Annotated in this window: 21 protein-coding genes; 20 read left to right on the forward strand and 1 reads right to left on the reverse strand. The window is 44.9% G+C overall.

Annotated elements, in window-relative coordinates; all coding sequences use genetic code 11:
* Nucleotides 1-107: 107 nt before the first annotated feature.
* A complete protein-coding gene (locus tag BR02_RS15585; RefSeq protein WP_169738560.1) occupies nucleotides 108-272 on the reverse strand; it encodes a hypothetical protein in 165 nt (54 codons plus the stop codon).
* 173 nt (nucleotides 273-445) lie between these two features.
* Here BR02_RS15585 and BR02_RS0102690 point away from each other — a divergent pair, with 173 nt between their 5' ends.
* The 20 genes from BR02_RS0102690 to BR02_RS0102785 all read left to right on the forward strand — a co-directional run bounded on the left by BR02_RS0102690 (nucleotide 446) and on the right by BR02_RS0102785 (nucleotide 16,738).
* Complete coding sequence (locus BR02_RS0102690) at nucleotides 446-661, forward strand: copper ion binding protein (RefSeq protein ID WP_114638768.1); 216 nt, start codon at nucleotides 446-448, stop codon at nucleotides 659-661.
* 135 nt (nucleotides 662-796) lie between these two features.
* On the forward strand, nucleotides 797-1,003 hold the full coding sequence (locus BR02_RS0102695) for a DUF1657 domain-containing protein (protein WP_031513940.1): 207 nt from the start codon (nucleotides 797-799) through the stop codon (nucleotides 1,001-1,003).
* Nucleotides 1,004-1,092: 89 nt separating this feature from the next.
* Entirely contained in the window at nucleotides 1,093-1,299 is a 207-nt protein-coding gene (locus BR02_RS0102700) for a DUF1657 domain-containing protein (protein ID WP_031513942.1), read from the forward strand.
* Nucleotides 1,300-1,323: 24 nt separating this feature from the next.
* Nucleotides 1,324-2,181, forward strand: a complete 858-nt coding sequence (locus tag BR02_RS0102705) for a DUF421 domain-containing protein (protein ID WP_031513944.1) — start codon at nucleotides 1,324-1,326, stop codon at nucleotides 2,179-2,181.
* Between the two features lie 11 nt (nucleotides 2,182-2,192).
* Nucleotides 2,193-2,672 (forward strand): stage V sporulation protein AC, encoded by a 480-nt coding sequence (gene spoVAC / locus BR02_RS0102710; RefSeq protein WP_031513946.1) that lies wholly within the window; start codon nucleotides 2,193-2,195, stop codon nucleotides 2,670-2,672.
* A 1-nt stretch (nucleotide 2,673) separates the two neighbouring features.
* On the forward strand, nucleotides 2,674-3,678 hold the full coding sequence (spoVAD, locus tag BR02_RS0102715) for a stage V sporulation protein AD (RefSeq protein WP_031513948.1): 1,005 nt from the start codon (nucleotides 2,674-2,676) through the stop codon (nucleotides 3,676-3,678).
* A gap of 68 nt (nucleotides 3,679-3,746) precedes the next feature.
* A complete protein-coding gene (gene spoVAE / locus BR02_RS0102720; protein ID WP_031513950.1) occupies nucleotides 3,747-4,100 on the forward strand; it encodes a stage V sporulation protein AE in 354 nt (117 codons plus the stop codon).
* Nucleotides 4,101-4,115: 15 nt separating this feature from the next.
* Nucleotides 4,116-4,553 (forward strand): YhcN/YlaJ family sporulation lipoprotein, encoded by a 438-nt coding sequence (locus BR02_RS0102725; protein WP_031513951.1) that lies wholly within the window; start codon nucleotides 4,116-4,118, stop codon nucleotides 4,551-4,553.
* Between the two features lie 14 nt (nucleotides 4,554-4,567).
* Nucleotides 4,568-5,242, forward strand: coding sequence for a DUF421 domain-containing protein (locus BR02_RS0102730; RefSeq protein WP_031513953.1), 675 nt, complete (start codon nucleotides 4,568-4,570; stop codon nucleotides 5,240-5,242).
* 21 nt (nucleotides 5,243-5,263) lie between these two features.
* Complete coding sequence (locus BR02_RS0102735; protein ID WP_031513954.1) at nucleotides 5,264-5,644, forward strand: DUF4363 family protein; 381 nt, start codon at nucleotides 5,264-5,266, stop codon at nucleotides 5,642-5,644.
* A 130-nt stretch (nucleotides 5,645-5,774) separates the two neighbouring features.
* Nucleotides 5,775-6,902, forward strand: a complete 1,128-nt coding sequence (locus tag BR02_RS0102740; protein WP_169738561.1) for a DNA double-strand break repair nuclease NurA — start codon at nucleotides 5,775-5,777, stop codon at nucleotides 6,900-6,902.
* Nucleotides 6,903-7,487: an HAS-barrel domain-containing protein gene (locus tag BR02_RS0102745; protein WP_031513958.1), complete on the forward strand. Its 585-nt coding sequence runs from the start codon at nucleotides 6,903-6,905 to the stop codon at nucleotides 7,485-7,487.
* Nucleotides 7,484-9,115, forward strand: a complete 1,632-nt coding sequence (locus BR02_RS0102750) for an ATP-binding protein (RefSeq protein WP_031513960.1) — start codon at nucleotides 7,484-7,486, stop codon at nucleotides 9,113-9,115. Before BR02_RS0102745 ends, BR02_RS0102750 begins: the two co-directional genes overlap by 4 nt.
* Before the next feature lie 39 nt (nucleotides 9,116-9,154).
* Entirely contained in the window at nucleotides 9,155-10,378 is a 1,224-nt protein-coding gene (locus BR02_RS0102755) for a metallophosphoesterase family protein (protein WP_051688092.1), read from the forward strand.
* Entirely contained in the window at nucleotides 10,375-12,942 is a 2,568-nt protein-coding gene (locus tag BR02_RS0102760; protein WP_031513964.1) for an AAA family ATPase, read from the forward strand. Before BR02_RS0102755 ends, BR02_RS0102760 begins: the two co-directional genes overlap by 4 nt.
* A 172-nt stretch (nucleotides 12,943-13,114) precedes the next feature.
* Nucleotides 13,115-14,164 (forward strand): tetratricopeptide repeat protein, encoded by a 1,050-nt coding sequence (locus BR02_RS0102765; RefSeq protein WP_031513966.1) that lies wholly within the window; start codon nucleotides 13,115-13,117, stop codon nucleotides 14,162-14,164.
* A gap of 193 nt (nucleotides 14,165-14,357) precedes the next feature.
* A complete protein-coding gene (gene queD, locus BR02_RS0102770) occupies nucleotides 14,358-14,747 on the forward strand; it encodes a 6-carboxytetrahydropterin synthase QueD (protein ID WP_031513968.1) in 390 nt (129 codons plus the stop codon).
* Nucleotides 14,748-15,422: a 7-cyano-7-deazaguanine synthase QueC gene (gene queC / locus BR02_RS0102775; protein WP_031513971.1), complete on the forward strand. Its 675-nt coding sequence runs from the start codon at nucleotides 14,748-14,750 to the stop codon at nucleotides 15,420-15,422.
* A gap of 5 nt (nucleotides 15,423-15,427) precedes the next feature.
* Nucleotides 15,428-15,991 (forward strand): DUF366 family protein, encoded by a 564-nt coding sequence (locus tag BR02_RS0102780; RefSeq protein WP_031513974.1) that lies wholly within the window; start codon nucleotides 15,428-15,430, stop codon nucleotides 15,989-15,991.
* Entirely contained in the window at nucleotides 15,992-16,738 is a 747-nt protein-coding gene (locus BR02_RS0102785) for a 7-carboxy-7-deazaguanine synthase QueE (RefSeq protein ID WP_031513975.1), read from the forward strand.

Genomic DNA, 16,738 nt, shown 5'->3' on the forward strand with positions numbered 1-16,738 from the left:
CAAAGGTGCAGGTGGGCGGCGGACGCAGGACTGTGTACCTAAACGTCCGCATACCTGCCGGATCTTTTGCGGTTCATATAATTCTGCACAAGAACATGTGCCTATCTTTAATTCTTTTTTTCTTCAAAATCAGGTGCCGGGGTGTTGTCGTCTACAAAATCATGTTCCCATTCACCGTCCACGTTAATCATGGTGGCCGAACCGGTTTTCTCATCAACAAATGCCCTTCCCTTCGGGTATGTACCTCCTAGGTCTTTTTCTTTTTTTGGCATATTTTATCCCTCCAAAATAAATTGATACTTTATTGTGGCCGGTTATTGCGGTATTTAATCCGGCATCAGGCCTTCTTTTAAATGACAATGAATTTCATTTGCCATTGACTTAATATTATTGGGGGATGTAATATAAGGTAAACAAACAATCCCATTACAAGGAGGTACTACATATGGCAATTGCGCAAGAAAATCTTAAGGTAAAGGGCATGTCTTGCGGTCACTGTAAGTCAGCGGTGGAAGAGGCTCTTGGCAAGCTAAAGGGTGTGGAGCAAGCAGTTGTTAACCTGGAAGCAAAAAGTGTTACAATTACATATCAGCCGGCCATTATCAACCGCCGGCAGATAATTAATACCATAACAGAAGAAGGTTATGAAGTGGTGGAATAAAAAGACTAATCATTTTAAACTGCACCTCAAATGTTAGACTAGCTGACATTTAAAGGTGCAGTTTATTTTTTTGTATAAAGTAGAGCAATTTTGCCAATACATAAAACAACTTATATTAGGAGAGTGATAATACTTATGACAGTGGGAAGTCAAGTGAAACAAACTTTGGCCGGACTTAAAAGTGCCCATGCCAGTCTAGAAACCTTTGCCTTGCAGACCCAAAACCAAAAGGCTAAACAGTTGTATGCCGAAGCGGCCCAGCAGGTTAAAAGTATAGTGGATTCCTTGGAACCCCGGATACAGGAAATTGAAAGCCAGGAACCACAGTACAAAGGTTTTTAAAACCGGATTTATATCCGGTTTTTTCTCTAATAATATTGGTAAAAATAGGTTAAGTTGAGGTATATTATGTGGGTCGGAGGTAAACACTTATGACTGTTGCTACACAGGTAAAACAAACCCTGGCTACCCTTAAAGGGGTATGTTCCACCTTAGAAGCCTTTATGTCGTTTGAACAAGACGAGAAAACTAAAGCCTTGCTGCAGAAAAACACCCGCCGTCTTGGTGCTGTTATAGATGATCTGGAAGAAAGGGTAAAAACCCTGGAATATGAGGAGCCGCAGTATAAAGGCTTTTAGACACTAAAATAAGGGGTAATAATTATGTCGGATGTGCTGATGATATTATTGCGTTCATTGGGGGTGTTTGTGCTGGCCCTGTTTATTATACGTTTTTTGGGCCGAAGACAAACATCACAAATGACGCTTTTTGACTTTGTAACCGCAACGGTGATTGGATTTATCGCTGCATCCTTGGTACTTAAGCTTGTACCGGTCCTTCCGGGATTGGCAGCCCTTATCGTCTGGACCATATTGCCAATATTTAGCTACCTATTGGCTTTTAAATATAAATGGGTAAGGGATATTATCCAAGGCAAAGAAACTGTTTTAATTAACCACGGCAAGGTGTTAGAAGATAAGCTGCTGGAAGCAAGGTATACACCCGAAGACCTTTTAAGCCAACTGCGCAGGAAAAATATTTTTCAGGTGGCCGATGTAGAGTTTGCGGTGCTGGAACCAAACGGTGATTTAAGTGTGCTTTTAAAGAAAGATAAAATGCCTGTAACTCCTAAAACCCTGGGCATTGAAGTGGCCAACCAAAGTGTACCCCAAACGGTGATGATGGATGGAGAAATCATTGATGAGCATCTTACTGCCCTGGGTTTAAATAGAAACTGGCTGCTAACGGAGCTGGAAAAGGCAGCTGTGGCGCCGGAAAATGTTTTTATAGCACAGGTTGATTCGGTGGGTCAACTTTATTTAGATTTATTTGATGATGCCCTTATTGTGCCCCGGCCTAAAACTAAGGAATTAGCCTATGCAAATATAAAAAAATGCCAGGCGGATTGTGAATTATACGCCTTGGCAACAAAGCATCAGGGTGCCAAAAAAATGTACAGTAATGCAGCAAAGGAATTGGCACAGGTGGTTGAAGAGCTAAAGCCTTTGCTCAGCAGATAGGGGTGTGAAAAATGTCTGACTTACAGAAGAAAAAATTAAGCCCCACCCAGCAAGAGTATCAGTCCTTTGCTAAGGACAGGGAGCCCCGGCGTCCGGTATTAAGAAATTGTGCCGTTGCCTTTTTAGTGGGGGGAAGTATTTGTATCCTGGGTCAAGGGATCCAAGATTTATTTCTGTGGAACTTTGACTTTACTGAAAAAACAGCCGGCAACCCCACAGTGGCTGTTTTGATATTTATAGCCGTGGTACTGACGGCAACGGGGGTGTATGACCACATTGGACAGTGGGCCGGGGCCGGTACCGCTGTACCTGTCACCGGCTTTGCCAATGCCGTTGCCTCTGCTGCAATCGAGCATCGCACAGAGGGTTATGTTTTGGGGGTAGGGGGTAATATGTTTAAACTTGCCGGCTCGGTGATCATTTTCGGCGTATTTGCTGCCTTTATTGTGGCCTTATTAAGTACACTTTTAACAATGTTGGGGGGAGCCTAGCATGTTACGAGGACATCAAACATGGGTGTTTCCCAACAAACCTGTGATAGTGTCTGCAGCCGCAGTGGGCGGACCCTTTGAGGCCCAGGGGGCCATAGCTGAAGATTTTGACCTTTTGCATGGGGATTTGTGGTTGGGCCAAGACAGTTATGAAAAGGCAGAAAAAAAGATGTTGGAAGAGGCCTGTGAAATCGCCATTCAAAAGGCAGGTATGCAGAAATCAGACATCCAATTTTTCTTGAGCGGTGACCTGTTAAATCAAATTATATCCAGCAGTTTTGCCGCCCGGACAATGGCAGTGCCTTACATTGGGTTGTTTGGGGCCTGTTCCACCTCAATGAAAGGCCTGGCCCTGGGCTCCTTGATGGTGGACAGTAAATTTGCCCAAAACGCCCTTTGCGGGGCCGTCAGTCACAATGCCACTGTGGAAAAACAGTTCCGTTATCCCACTGAATATGGGGCACAAAAACCCCCCACCGCCCAGTGGACGGTAACCGGTGCCGGGGTTGCACTGCTGGCCGGTGCCGGAGAAGGGCCCCGGGTGACGGCGGCCACCATTGGCAGGGTGATAGACATGGGTATCAGCGACCCCTATAAGATGGGTTCGGCCATGGCGCCGGCGGCGGTGGATACAATCACCGCCCACCTTAGGGATTTAAAGATAAGGGCAGATGAATATGACCTGATAGCCACCGGAGATTTAGGTAGGGTGGGCCATCAAATAGCCGGCGATTTATTGCAAAGGCATGGGATCAAAGTACCCGGTGATATTTTTGTGGATTGCGGTATGCTCATATATGGTGAAGATCAACCGGTCTTTTCAGGGGGCAGCGGTTGTGGCTGCTCTGCGGTGGTTACCTACGGTCACATATTGAACCGTATGAAAAAGGGTGAGTTAAAAAAGGTATTGATAGTGGCCACCGGAGCCTTACTGTCTCCCTTATCCTATCAGCAAAAAGAAAGTATACCCTGCATCGCCCACGCCGTTGCCATTGAAGCACCCTAGTCTAAGCCAAGCTATATAGCGTAGGCATACCAAGGCTGTTTAAATCTATAAGGTCAGGAGTGGTTTTTTTGGAAGCATATTTGTGGGCCTTCATAGTGGGCGGGATAATATGTGTTATCGGTCAACTGCTTATGGATGTTGGCAAACTTACCCCGGCACATACTTTGAGCATTTTGGTGGTTAGCGGAGCGGTTTTGGGCGGATTGGGTATATATGAATCGCTGATAGATTTTGCCGGTGCAGGGGCCACCGTACCGATAACCAGCTTTGGCAACTCATTGGTAAAGGGTGCTTTGGATGAAGCCCAGCGCACAGGCTTGGTTGGGGTTTTAACCGGTATTTTTGAGGTGACCAGCGCCGGAATATCTGCCGCCATTATTTTTGGCTTCATGGCAGCACTCTTGGTTAAACCCAAGGGTTAAAGGGAGGGTGGTACCATGAAATTATTATTTAAAATTCTTATCTTGATGTTGACATTTTTCCTGCTGGCTGCTTGTTCCATGCAGGGGTCACAAAAGAAACCCTTACCGGAAGACCTGGAAGTTACCTTTGAAAACGAGGTATCTCAAGGGGCCATGCAATTGGCCATGTCTGTTGCCGGTGTTAAGGAAGCCACTTCGGTGGCCATAAACCGGGAAGTCGGCACTGCAGTTAAGGTAACCGGTTTTGACCGCTGGCGGTTGAAATCCATTCGGGAAGAAACCTATAAAAAAATTAAAGATGCTTACCCTGATTATGAGGTGCATGTTACCTCAGACAAAAAACTTTTTTGGCAGCTGCAGCAAATTAGAAATGAGATAGATGAAGGAAAAGTTAAATCACCGGTGGAGGTTAAAGACCGGTTTGACAAAATCAATGAAAATATGGGAGGGTAAAAGCCAAATAAACTATGATTCTTGTAATTATAAGAACCTTAATACTATTTACCTTAGTGGTTATTGCCCTAAGGTTAATGGGACAAAGACAAATTGGTCAATTACAGCCCTATGAATTGGTGGTAATAATTTTGCTGGCGGATTTAGCCGTATTGCCCATGGCCGATACCGGCGTGCCCCTGATTTCAGGGATACTGCCAATATTTCTACTGCTTTTGTTTCAGGTGGCCATTTCATATACCGGCCTGAAAAGCCAATGGGCCCGGGGGATTATTTGCGGAACCCCGGCAGTTTTGATAGAAAACGGGAAAATAATAGAAGAAGAGCTGCGGCGCAACCGTTATAACCTCAATGAACTTAACGAGCAGTTAAGGGCCAAAAACGTGCCCAACATCGCCGACGTGGAATTTGCCATTTTGGAAACCAGCGGGGATTTAAGTGTCATACCCAAATCCCAAAAAAGACCCTTAAACCCTGAGGATTTGAAGATACCCACTAAATACGAAGGCCTACCCATAACACTGATTATAGACGGTAAGCTGCAGCAAAAAAATTTAATTAACAGTAACATCGATAAACAATGGTTACAAACGGAATTAAAAAAATTTGGCATTGACAGTTTTAAAGAGGTCTTATTTGCCAGCATAGACACCGAGGGTAAATTATATTACCAAGCAAAGTCAACATAATGAAATTAAGGAGCTGCTGATATGCGGTTGTTAATTGTGTTGTCTGCCATACTTGTTTCCTTTATGGTGTTGGGCAGCTGGGTAAATCATAGCTTAACCGACACCGCAGAAGTATTATCCAAAGACCTGGTGGAGATAATGCAGGAGATAGAACAGGACAATTGGCAGGATGCATTGGACAAAACAAAGGCACTGGAACAGCAGTTAAAGGAAAAAACCCACTGGTGGCCCATGATACTGGACCATCAAGAGATTGACGAGGTTGAATTTGCTCTGGCACGCTTGAAAGAATATGTTGCTGCTCAAAATCCGGACTTGTCCCTGGCACAGCTTTCAGAAATAAAGTTGATGCTTCAACACATACCGGATAAGGAATCAGTTACCCTGAAAAATATATTTTAATCGCTCAATTCCCATTTTATGAGAGGGAATTAATAAGGGCCGTCGAAGTATTAAGTATGCATATCGAACAGCGGTTCTGTGAGGTGATATCATGCTTGACTTGGGCGGCCTTTTTCATCAAATCGATCAAATGGTAGTAGAATGTAAAAGCAGGGTGGATATAAATAACAAGAAATTGTCAGTGGCCAAAGGGGCCATGGCCCATTTAAAAGATAAATGGCAGCAAATAACTCACAGGGTGAGGGAGAGTAAAACCTCTTGGTTGGTTGCTGAACCAATGGAGGAGGTGGATGCGGTACATTCTCCCATAAGACCGCCAAGGGAATATACTGTGCTGGCCACTGACGGATCTCAAATAATGCCCGACCATCATCAGGTGGTATTGTGTTATTTAATTAATATAGGAAAAGTTGTCTTGCATTATGGTGAAAAGGCGGCAGCTAAATTGACCAACGATGCAAGCTTATATTTTAAGGAAGAAGATTTGTACATGGATGAAGACGGTGCAAAGCGATTGGTTGACAGCCAAAGGGTTTCTGCCATGCGCACGCTGGCAGAAACCAAGGCCCTTGTTGAATTGGCTCAACAGGATAAGCAGACCGAAAGCACCGTTGCTTTTGCCGATGGGACCTTGATACATTGGACCAGCGCCCAGCAGGCTTGGTCTAAGCAATTTTTAGAAGAAATACTTGCAAACTATGAATATTTGTACCAATTAAAGGTGCCCCTGGTGGGGTATATATCAGGCACCAGAAGCACCGATGTTGTCAATATGTTAAGGGTGGCCATGTGTCCCCATAGCCGGGTGGATTGCGATCACTGCCAATGGAGAAACCTTCCCGAGGCCGGCTGTGAACAGGTTAGCGGCCTTAGGGATGCTGTGCTTTTTTCTGACAAACTTAAATACGGGCAGCGTTCTGCGGTCTTTAAATCCCGCTCCCAGGTGTTAGAAAAGTATGGCCGGCATTGGGTGTGTTTTTTTTATGTAAACCTAGGTGCCGAGGTGGCCCGGGTGGAAATACCCTTATGGGTGGCGGAAAACAAAAAATATTTAGATCTGGTACACTGCCTGGTCATTGATCAGGTTATTAAGGGTCTTCATTATCCCCTTTGCCTTTCCGAAGCTCACCGGCAGGCAGTGGTCACCGGGTCCGATCGGGAATTGTTTTATCAATTGGTTAATAACAAACTAATTGAAAATGGCTTAAAATCTGAGATATCTTATAAAAGTCTACGAAAAAGGAGCGTTCCGGTTTAAATGTTGGTCAATAATGAAGCTATTGGTGAGGTAATTGAAAGTGATACCACCCAATTTACTTGCGAAGCCAGCCATCTTCACAGCCCGCCAGAATTTGGTTCCTTCGTACAGGTTGATAATGGTGACACCGGTATAATAGGTGTGGTCTTTCACACCACCACATTAAGCAGCGATCCGGGCCGAAAACCAATGGCATACTGGCAGTCTGAGGATGAGTTAAGGCGGCAGCAACCCCAAATATTTTATTTGCTGCGCACCTATTTTTCTGTGCTGGTGGTGGGACACTGCCGTGATGGCTCTTATAATGGCTACCTTCCCCCCAGACCTGCCCGCATACATTCCTTTGTCCGCAGGTGCGATGGGTTGAGATATCAGCAGGTGGGCGAAAATGTTAACTATATCAGCACCATTCTCGGCTCCGGATGTGAGGCTAAGGATGAACTGTTGGCTGCAGCGGTGCGCAATATCAGTAAGTACCAGCAGGATGAAGCCGTTTATCTAAGGCGGGTGGGCAATGAATTGCGGCGGCTGTTGGTGGCGGATTACGAGCGTTTTAAATCCATTGTAAGGAGGATTCGCCGGTGAGGGGTAGGATAATTAGAGGGTCGTTAAGCGGCGGTGTGGAGGTAAAATTGGACCCCGAATATACGGTGGAGGATGTTAAGGTAGGTAATTTTGCAGTGATTGAGGGGCAAAGGTACCGTTATTTTTCCCTGGTGTCCGATGTAAAGATAGAATCCACCAATCCGGCCATGTTAGTGGACAGTTTTAATGAGGAAGATGATCCGCTGGTCCGGGAAATGGTTGTGGGTGACGGTATCTTCGGCAACATTTCCCTAAATCCCATGCTGATGGCTGATAAGGATTTAGAGGGAGAGGTGCGGGCGGTGCGCACCATACCGCCCCATGGCTCTCCTGTTCGCACTGCCGGCGATGAAGATGTGGCCCATGTGTTCGGGGCACCGGACAATAGGGTCTATTTTGCTATGGGAACACCCCTGGAAATGAATACCCCGGTCTGTGTTAACTTGCCTCGTTTAGTGGAACGGTGTACCGGCATTTTTGGAAAGGCAGGCACGGGGAAAACTTTCTTAACCCGCCTGGCGCTGGCGGGCATCACCAAAAGCCAGGCGGCGGTGAATTTGATTTTTGATGCCCATAATGAATATGGTTGGGAAGCCACAAAAGAAGAGGACCGGGGCGACGGTGTCAAGCAACAATCCTTTGTGAAGGGTTTAAAACAACTTTTTCCCTCAAAGGTGGTAGTGTTTACCCTGGATCCGGAATCCAGCCGCCGCCGAGGGGCAAGGTGTGACCACGAAATTTATTTGGCCTACAAGCAAATTACCCCGGGAGATATTTTATTATTGCAGTCCCAGCTGAATTTAAACAACACCGCCACCGAGACCATGCATCTTTTGGCGGGTAAAATGGGTCAGGAACACTGGTTTAAATTGCTAATGGAAATGGGTGCCGAAGAGCTGAAGGATTATGCAGAAAATAACGGCCTGCATCTGGGGGCACTGCAGGCACTGCAGCGCAAATTAAACCGGGTCTACACCCTGCCCTTTATGAGGGAGAGGGTACCCTTTGACGCGGTGGACAAGATTATGCAATACATTACCAATGGTAAGCACGTGGTGATTGAGTTTGGCAGCACCCAACTTTTGGGGTATATGCTGGTGACCAATATATTGACTAAGCGCATTCATGGGGAATACGTACGCCGCATGGAAAGGTACTTTGCCACCAGGGAGCAAAAACCCCCGCAGTTGGTAATTACCATCGAGGAAGCACACCGTTTTTTGAGCCCGGAATTATCACGGGACACCATATTTGCCACCATAGCCAGGGAGATGCGTAAATATAACGTAACGCTGCTACTGGTTGATCAACGCACCTCCGGCATCGACAGTGAGGTAATGTCCCAGATAGGTACCAAAATAGCCTGTAAACTGGATGATGAATCCGATGTGAATGCCCTTCTGACCGGTGTGCACAATGCCAAAAATTTGCGCAATGTGCTCTACAGCCTGGACTCTAAACAACAGGCCTTAATCCTCGGACATGCTGTGCCCATGCCGGTGGTAATTAAAACCCGCAATTACAATGTGGAGTTTTATAATGAGGTGGGGGAGACTGACTACGCTGAAAATGACCGGGCCTTTAAAGAAATGGTCAGTGATATGTACCAAGACCATTCAGATATTTAGATTATCCATGGCGAAAACAAATCAAAGAAGGTGTTTTCCTTGATCCGTATACTACATACCGCAGATTGGCATATAGGAGTGGAGAATTACGGCCGCATAGATCGGGCCACCGGAGTACATGGGCGGCTATTGGACTTTTTAAGCTCTTTAGACTTGTTGGTAAAGCAGGCCATTGAACAGCAGGTGGATTTAGTGCTGTTTTGTGGCGATGCATTTAAAAACAGGGAACCTTCGGAAACCCACCAAAATGCCCTGGCCCGCCGGCTGAAACAACTTTCCGATGCCGGCATTAAAGTTTTTTTATTGGTGGGTAATCATGATTTGCCCAATGCCGCCGGGAAATCCAACGCCCTGGATATTTACCGTACCTTAGAGGTGCCGGGGGTTACGGTGGGAAGGCATCCTGATCTTTATACAATTGAAACCAAAGGCGGGCCGATACAGATAGGGGCAATACCTTATCCTTCCCGCAGTGCTTGGCTGGCTCGTAAGGGGCAGAGCGGCAAAACCATTGCTCAGTTGGAAGAGGAAATGTCTGCCAACCTTGCGGCGGTTGCCCGGCAACTGTCTCGCCGCTTGAACACATCCCTGCCGGCGGTGCTGTGCGCTCATATCACTGTGGACGGCGCGGTGGCCGGTTCAGAACACACCATTATGGTGGGTAAAGATTTGGCGGTGCCTGCCAGTGCTCTGCAACAACCCGGTTTTGCTTATATTGCACTGGGGCATATACACCGCTACCAGGTGTTGGCTGACCATCCTCCCTTGGTTTACAGCGGCAGCCATGACCGGATTGATTTTGGAGAAGAGAATCAAAAGAAAGGTTATGTGTTGGTGGATATAGATCAAGGGCGTTGTGATTATCGGTTTTGTGAGTTAGATCCCCGCCCCTTTGTCACTGTCCGGGTTAAAATCGGCGGTGATGATCCCACCGGCCAGGTGATGGCCGCCTTAAAGGCAGCGGCCAATGCTGAGGCGGTGCTGCGTTTGATTGTTGAGGATAAGGCAGCAGATTATGCCGGCATTGATCATAGGGAGCTACGCCGGTTTATAGACCAAAACTTTTACTATCTGGCATCCATTAATCGGCAGTTGGTGGAAGACAGCGAAAATTTACGCAATCCAAATTTAAATGAACGCATTGAGCCCTTGGCCGCTTTTAAGGAATATATAAAAGATACCGGTGTTAAAGATCAAAGGGAACTGCTTAAACGGGCGGAAAGACTGTATCGCAAGTTGAAAGAGAGGGATATTTATCAATGATACCGGTGGAGTTAAAAATAAGTAACTTTATCAGCTATGGCCCTGACAACGAGCCCCTGCGCTTTGACGGTTTTAACATAGCCTGTCTCACCGGTAATAACGGCAATGGTAAATCTGCCCTACTGGACGCAATCACCTGGGCGGTTTGGGGTATGGCCAGGGGCACTGACGAGCGGGGTGCCGGAGTTGATGATTTGGTGCGTTCAGGTGCCGATAATATGGAGGTGGAATTCACCTTTCAATTGGAGGGTGACATTTATCGCATTTGCCGCCGGCGTGATAAAGGTCGCGGTAAGTCTTCTTTAGAATTTCAGATTTATGATGGCGGAATTTTTCGCTCTCTTACCGGGGAAAATATTTCCTCCACCCAGCGAAAGATTAATCAAGTGCTGCGCATGGATTATCACACCTTTACCAGTTCGTCGTTTTTGCTTCAGGGTAAAGCCGATACCTTTACTTCGATGAAACCGTCAGAACGGAAAAAAATACTGGGTGAAATCTTGGGTTTGTCGGTGTATCAGGATTTAGAAGCGCTGGCCCGGGAAGAAGTAAATGCAGCCACCGCCACTTGTTCCCGTTTAGATGCAAAACTGGAAGAAATAGAAAAAGAATTAACTCATCAGCAGCACTATCAAAAACAGAAATTGGAGTTGGAGCAAAACTACCGCCGGATAAAGGAAAGGCTGGACAACGAGCAAGAAGAACTTGAGCAATGGCGCAGAACTTTTATGCAATTGCAGCAAATACAAGAGCGGGTTAAGGAGCTGCAAGGGCAGTTAGAGGAACAGCAAAAAAGCTCGCTGGAATTAAAAGAAAAGGTAAATATATTAACCGCACAGATCAAACAGGGTGAAGAGCTTTTGAGCACTGCCGATGAAATAGAGAAAAATTACACCTTACTGCAGCAACTGCAGCAAAAAGACCGGGAACATAATGAAAAATCTCGTATGCTGTTGGAACTAAAAGAGCGGAAAAGGCAACTGGAAATAGAAATTGATGAACAGCGCAGTATATTAGAAAAAAAATACACCCAGCTAAAGGCCGAGAATGATCATTATAACAGCCTTTTCCAAAGCCATGGGGTTCTGGCGGCAAAAGAAAGCTCTTTAATGGCAAAGCTGCAACAATTGCGGGAAGAGGAAGCTGAGCAACAGAAATTAAAAGAAGCCATTCTAACCCATAATCAGCAAATAAAGAGTAAGGAATTGTTCATTGAGAGACTGAAGGAAGAACTTACAGAGCTGAGAGAAAAATATACTGTATTACGACAGCCGGTGGCCCAGTGTCCCTTATGCCGTACAGAGTTATCCGGTGCCCATAAAGATCAAGTATTAAATGACATGATTAAAGAAGGGGAGCAATTAAATCATCTGTGCCGGCTGTTGCAGCAAGAGATAGATAAACTAAAAGAACAAACTCAAAAGGATGCTGGAAAAATAAAGTTAACTGAAGAAAAATTATCCCGGCTGCCGGCCTTAGAAAATGAACATTCAGTTTGCCGGCATAAACTAAGTGAATCCCTGCTGGCCGGTGAAAGACTAAAAGAATTACAACCGCAAATGGAATTGCTCAACCGTCAATTGCAACAGCTAGAATATGCCAAGGAGCAACAAGAGAGCCTTCGCCAAATTGAAAAACAAATAAATTCCTTAGGCTACTCTCCCCAAGGGCACAGCGAAATTCAAAAACAAATTGCTGCCCTAAAACAATTTGAAAGCCGCTATCACAGCTTACAAACAGCCCGTTCGACATTAGCAAGCCAGCAAGAAAACCTGCAGCATTTTAATGATCACCTGCTGTTATTAGAAAAGGCAGTTTCTAATACCAGAGAGCTGATAGAAGAGCATTCGTTAAAACTGGTTGACTTACCTGTTGTTAAAAAGAAAATTGCAGATGCCACCGGTTCTGTGACCCATTTACAGCAGCAGGTATCAGAAATAGAACGTCAATTGGGAACGGTGCAAGAAAAATTGGACCGCTGCACACGCTTAACACAAGAAAAACAAGTGTTGACAGCAGAGAAAAATGCTGCCCTGGAAGAAAAGAAATATTACAATCAATTGGTTAAAGCCTTTGGTAAAAAGGGTATACAAGCCCTGATAATAGAAAACGCTATTCCTGAGTTGGAGCGAGAGGCCAACAGTATTTTGCAGCAGGTATCAGACGGTCGACTGACAGTTGCTTTGGTAACCCAAAAGGCGGCCAAAAGCAGTAAAAGGGTGTTAGAAACCTTGGAAATTGTCATTTCTGATGAGTATAGCACCCGTCGATATGAATTGTATAGCGGTGGAGAGGCCTTTAAAGTTAACTTTGCCCTACGCATCGCCCTTTCCAGATTACTGGCCAGGCGTGCGGGGGCCCGATTGCAAATGTTAGTAATAGATGAAGGTTTCGGCACCCAGGATAACGAAGGCAAAGAACGATTGGTGCAGGCCATCAATGCAATAGCAGCTGATTTTGAAAAAATTATTGTAATTACCCATATAGAGGAACTAAAAAACGCCTTTCCGGTACAGATGGTGGTCACCAAGGGCATTAACGGTTCGCGGGTAGAATTAATTTAATTAAATAGCCAAAGGGCATTGGCTGCCAGGGCATGATTTCAGTTTTTGAACTGGATTCATGCCCTGTCGCATTACCCGGTAATTTGTTGATATAAAAGCTGCCAAACAGGAAGGAATTGGAAATTATGGAGCGAAATATTTACATTAGTAATTTGGAAGGGAGAGATGCCAGTTGTGGTTTTTTAGTAAAAGCAAGGTTTTGCAAGGGCTGGCTTATGCTTTAGAAACATGTGGTGCCCACAAACTGGCACTGCGATATATAGAAAAAGCAATTGCCAAAAGCCCGGAAAACCTGGACTTGCATATGCATGCCAGCCGTCTTTATTTAAAAGGCGGTCAGCTGGACAGGGCAGCATTGCATTGTAAGAAAGCAGCCATCGGGGTAGGTTCCGGGGGATTTCTTTACTGTCTTAATAAAGCCAGTAATGGCGGCTATTATTTGCATAAAGAAAAAGAAGGGGATATTTTTATTAGCGGTGACGATGCAGGAAAAATGAAGGACCTGGCCAACATGTTAAACGATCGCGGTATTTATTTATTAGAAAACCAACGCTACGAAGAAGCCCTTGTTTGTTTTGAACAGGCATTAAAGAGTAGTAAAGGCAATGTGGCCATACTTACAAATTTAGGATTGGCCCATACAAAATTGGGTGAGTATCAGAAAGCGCTGGAAGTGTTAGAGTTGGCCCAAAACAACGGACATACCACCTTGGAGTTATTAATACATAAGGGTTATAATCTTTTTTGCATAAACAGATTTGAAGAGGCAGTGACCTGTTATGAGTTGGCAAGGCAAATGGAGCCGGAAGATGCTGCGGTGTTAAGCAATTTAGGCTCCTGCTATCAAAGGCTGGGAAACTATGGCAAAGCTGTTGAGTGCTATCAAATAGCCATAGGAATAGCACCCCAAGATGCGGCCATTTATAACAATCTAGCCCTTTCTTTGGAGCATTTGGGCAAAATAGATGAGGCAGTGGAAAATTTTAAGAAGGCCACCCAGCTGGATCCCAATGATGCTACTATTTATACCAACTATGCGGCATGCTTAGGCAAAATAGGAAAGAGAGAGGAAGCCATTAGTCTCTGTGATAAGGCCTTGGATATTCAACCACACAACTATCAAGCCTGGGGTGTAAAGGGAAACATGTATTTGGAATTGGGCAAGAATAAGGAGGCAGCTAAAGCCTATGCCAAGGCCTTTGGGCTAAATGCATACTGTTAAAGGCAAGTGATACCGACAGCTAGTCGGTTTTTTTATTGGTAAAAAATCCTAACACAAACCCGGTAAGCCTTGCTATTTAATCGTTTAATCTTTATGTTATTTTAATAATTCTAAGCAGGAAGTTAAAAGGATTTGCAGAATATAGTAAATTTTGGGCAGTTGTAGCATACTAACGGTCGAAGGAGGAAGTTTTATGTATGAATTAACAGTAAAAACCAGTTTCGATGCCGCCCATAAGCTTTGTGGTTACCAGGGAAATTGTGCCAGAATCCACGGCCATACCTGGGTTGTGGAAGTGGCGGTGGCCGGCGGTAAACTGGATTCAATAGGTATGTTGATCGATTTTAAAGATTTAAAGAATATGGTAAAAAAAGCCACGGCACACCTAGACCACAACTTCATCAATGAACTGCCGGAATTTGCTGTCAACGGAAAAGTTGGCAACCCCACCGCTGAAAACTTGTCCAGATATATATATGAGCAAGTAAAAGAAGAATTAGATAAAAACCATCCCAGCGTAAAAATAAGACGGGTAAGTGTTTGGGAATCTCCAAACTCTTGCGCCACCTATCGGGAGGATTAAATGAGAAAAAGCATAGTATTATTATCTGCGGGGTTAGATTCGACGGTGTGCTTGGCCCAGGCAATGAGAGAAAGCAAGGTGGAATTGTGTTTAACCTATGATTATAATCAACGGTCGGCAAAACAAGAAAGTGAACATGCCCTGGCCTTGGCTAATTATTATCAGGTTCCACATCAGGTGATTAAACTGGACTTCTTTTCGCATTTTGCCGGCGGAGCCCTAATAAACAGAGATATGGAAGTGCCGGAACCCCAAGAGGATGCTTTGGATGATCTTAATATTGGAAAAGAAACGGCGGCGGCTGTTTGGGTACCTAATCGCAACGGCATCTTTATTAATGTGGCTGCCGGTTTTGCGGAGGCCTTGGGCTGTCAGTTAATTGTAACAGGTTTCAATGCGGAGGAGGCCAAAACTTTTCCTGATAACAGCGAACAATATGTAAAGGCAGTCAACGCTGCTTTGGGTTACGGCACTGCCAACGGTGTGCAGGTGATAAGTTATACCCAAAGGCTAAATAAGGTGGAGATTGTTCAGCTGGGCCAGCGGTTAAATGTACCTTGGCAACTTATTTGGAGTTGCTATAATGATGGAGAAGAGATGTGCGGCAAATGCGAAAGCTGCCGCCGTTACTATCGTGCTGTGCAGCAGGCCAACAAAAATGGCAGTGGGGGGTAGTGTGGATGATAGGTAAGTTTATTCAAGAAAATATAACTTATGACGGAAGTCAATTAAGTTCCCTTTGGGCCTTTAGAAATTTTGGTTTACAGGGAGACAGTATTGTAAGTTTTAGAGGCAGTTGTGAAGTAAAAATAGATGCCATGGTTGATTTAGCTGATGTGCGGGATGGCGACAGCATTTACAGCGAAGACATGCTGCATTTTATTGTGGAACATTTTGACATGGACTTAGAAAAAGCAGTGACAAGGCAACGCTTGTTAATTACAATTATTAAAGAGCTGCTGGAGGAGCTGACCGGTTGCCGCCTGAAAAGAAAAGGCGATGATCTGTATCATGGCGAGAATAAATTATCGGTTTCCATTGCCACCTTGAGCCCTGTTTCATCAATGATTCACACCGCCATTAACATCTCATCCAATAATACCCCTGTGCCAACGATAAGTACAAGTGAACTGGGCTGGCCTGAACATCGCAGTGCTGAGTTGGCGGAAGAAATTTGCCAAAGATATGTTGCGGAAATAAATAGCATCTTTATGGCCCGCTGTAAGGTGCGAGGGGTTGATTAAATGCAGGTACCTTTGTTGGAAATATTTTCTAGCGCCCAGGGAGAGGGGCCACTGGTGGGTTGTCGGCAAATTTTTTTAAGAATGGCCGGTTGTAATCTTAACTGTGCCTATTGTGATACTCCCACAAGCCCGGATGAAAAGGGATGTAAAATAGAAGCGGAAGCCGGAAGCAACCGGTTTACATATTTGCCTTGGCCTATTAAAATAAATGAAGTTGTAAGTACAATTGTTAATAATTATGATTTGTCTAGGCATCATTCGATAAGTATTACCGGTGGCGAACCTTTACAGCATCCCCAATTGTTGCAAGAATTACTGCCCCTATTAAAGGGGACCAGAAAGGGAATTTTCTTAGAAACCAACGGAACCTTGTTTAACAGTCTTAAACAGGTGTTGGAACACATTGACATCATCAGTATGGATGTTAAGTTGCCCAGTGTGGCTAAAATTGAGCCTTGCTGGGATTTACATCAGCAGTTTATAAAGGTGGCACTTACTAAAAGACTCTTTTTATATTTAAAAATAGTGGTGTCCGATGAAACTGCCGCTGATGATTTACAGAGGGTATATCAATTGCTGAGCGGTGAAAGCCGGGATATTCCACTGGTAATTCAACCGGTAACCCCCCATAAGGGTATAAATTCTCCCAGTGTTTCTCAATTGTTAGAATGGCAACTACAGGCTTTGGAGCACTTGCATGATGTGCGAATAATAGCACAAACGCACCGGGCAGTTGGTATGTTGTAA

It is taken from the genome of Desulfofalx alkaliphila DSM 12257 (assembly GCF_000711975.1).
Taxonomy (GTDB): domain Bacteria; phylum Bacillota; class Desulfotomaculia; order Desulfotomaculales; family Desulfohalotomaculaceae; genus Desulfofalx; species Desulfofalx alkaliphila.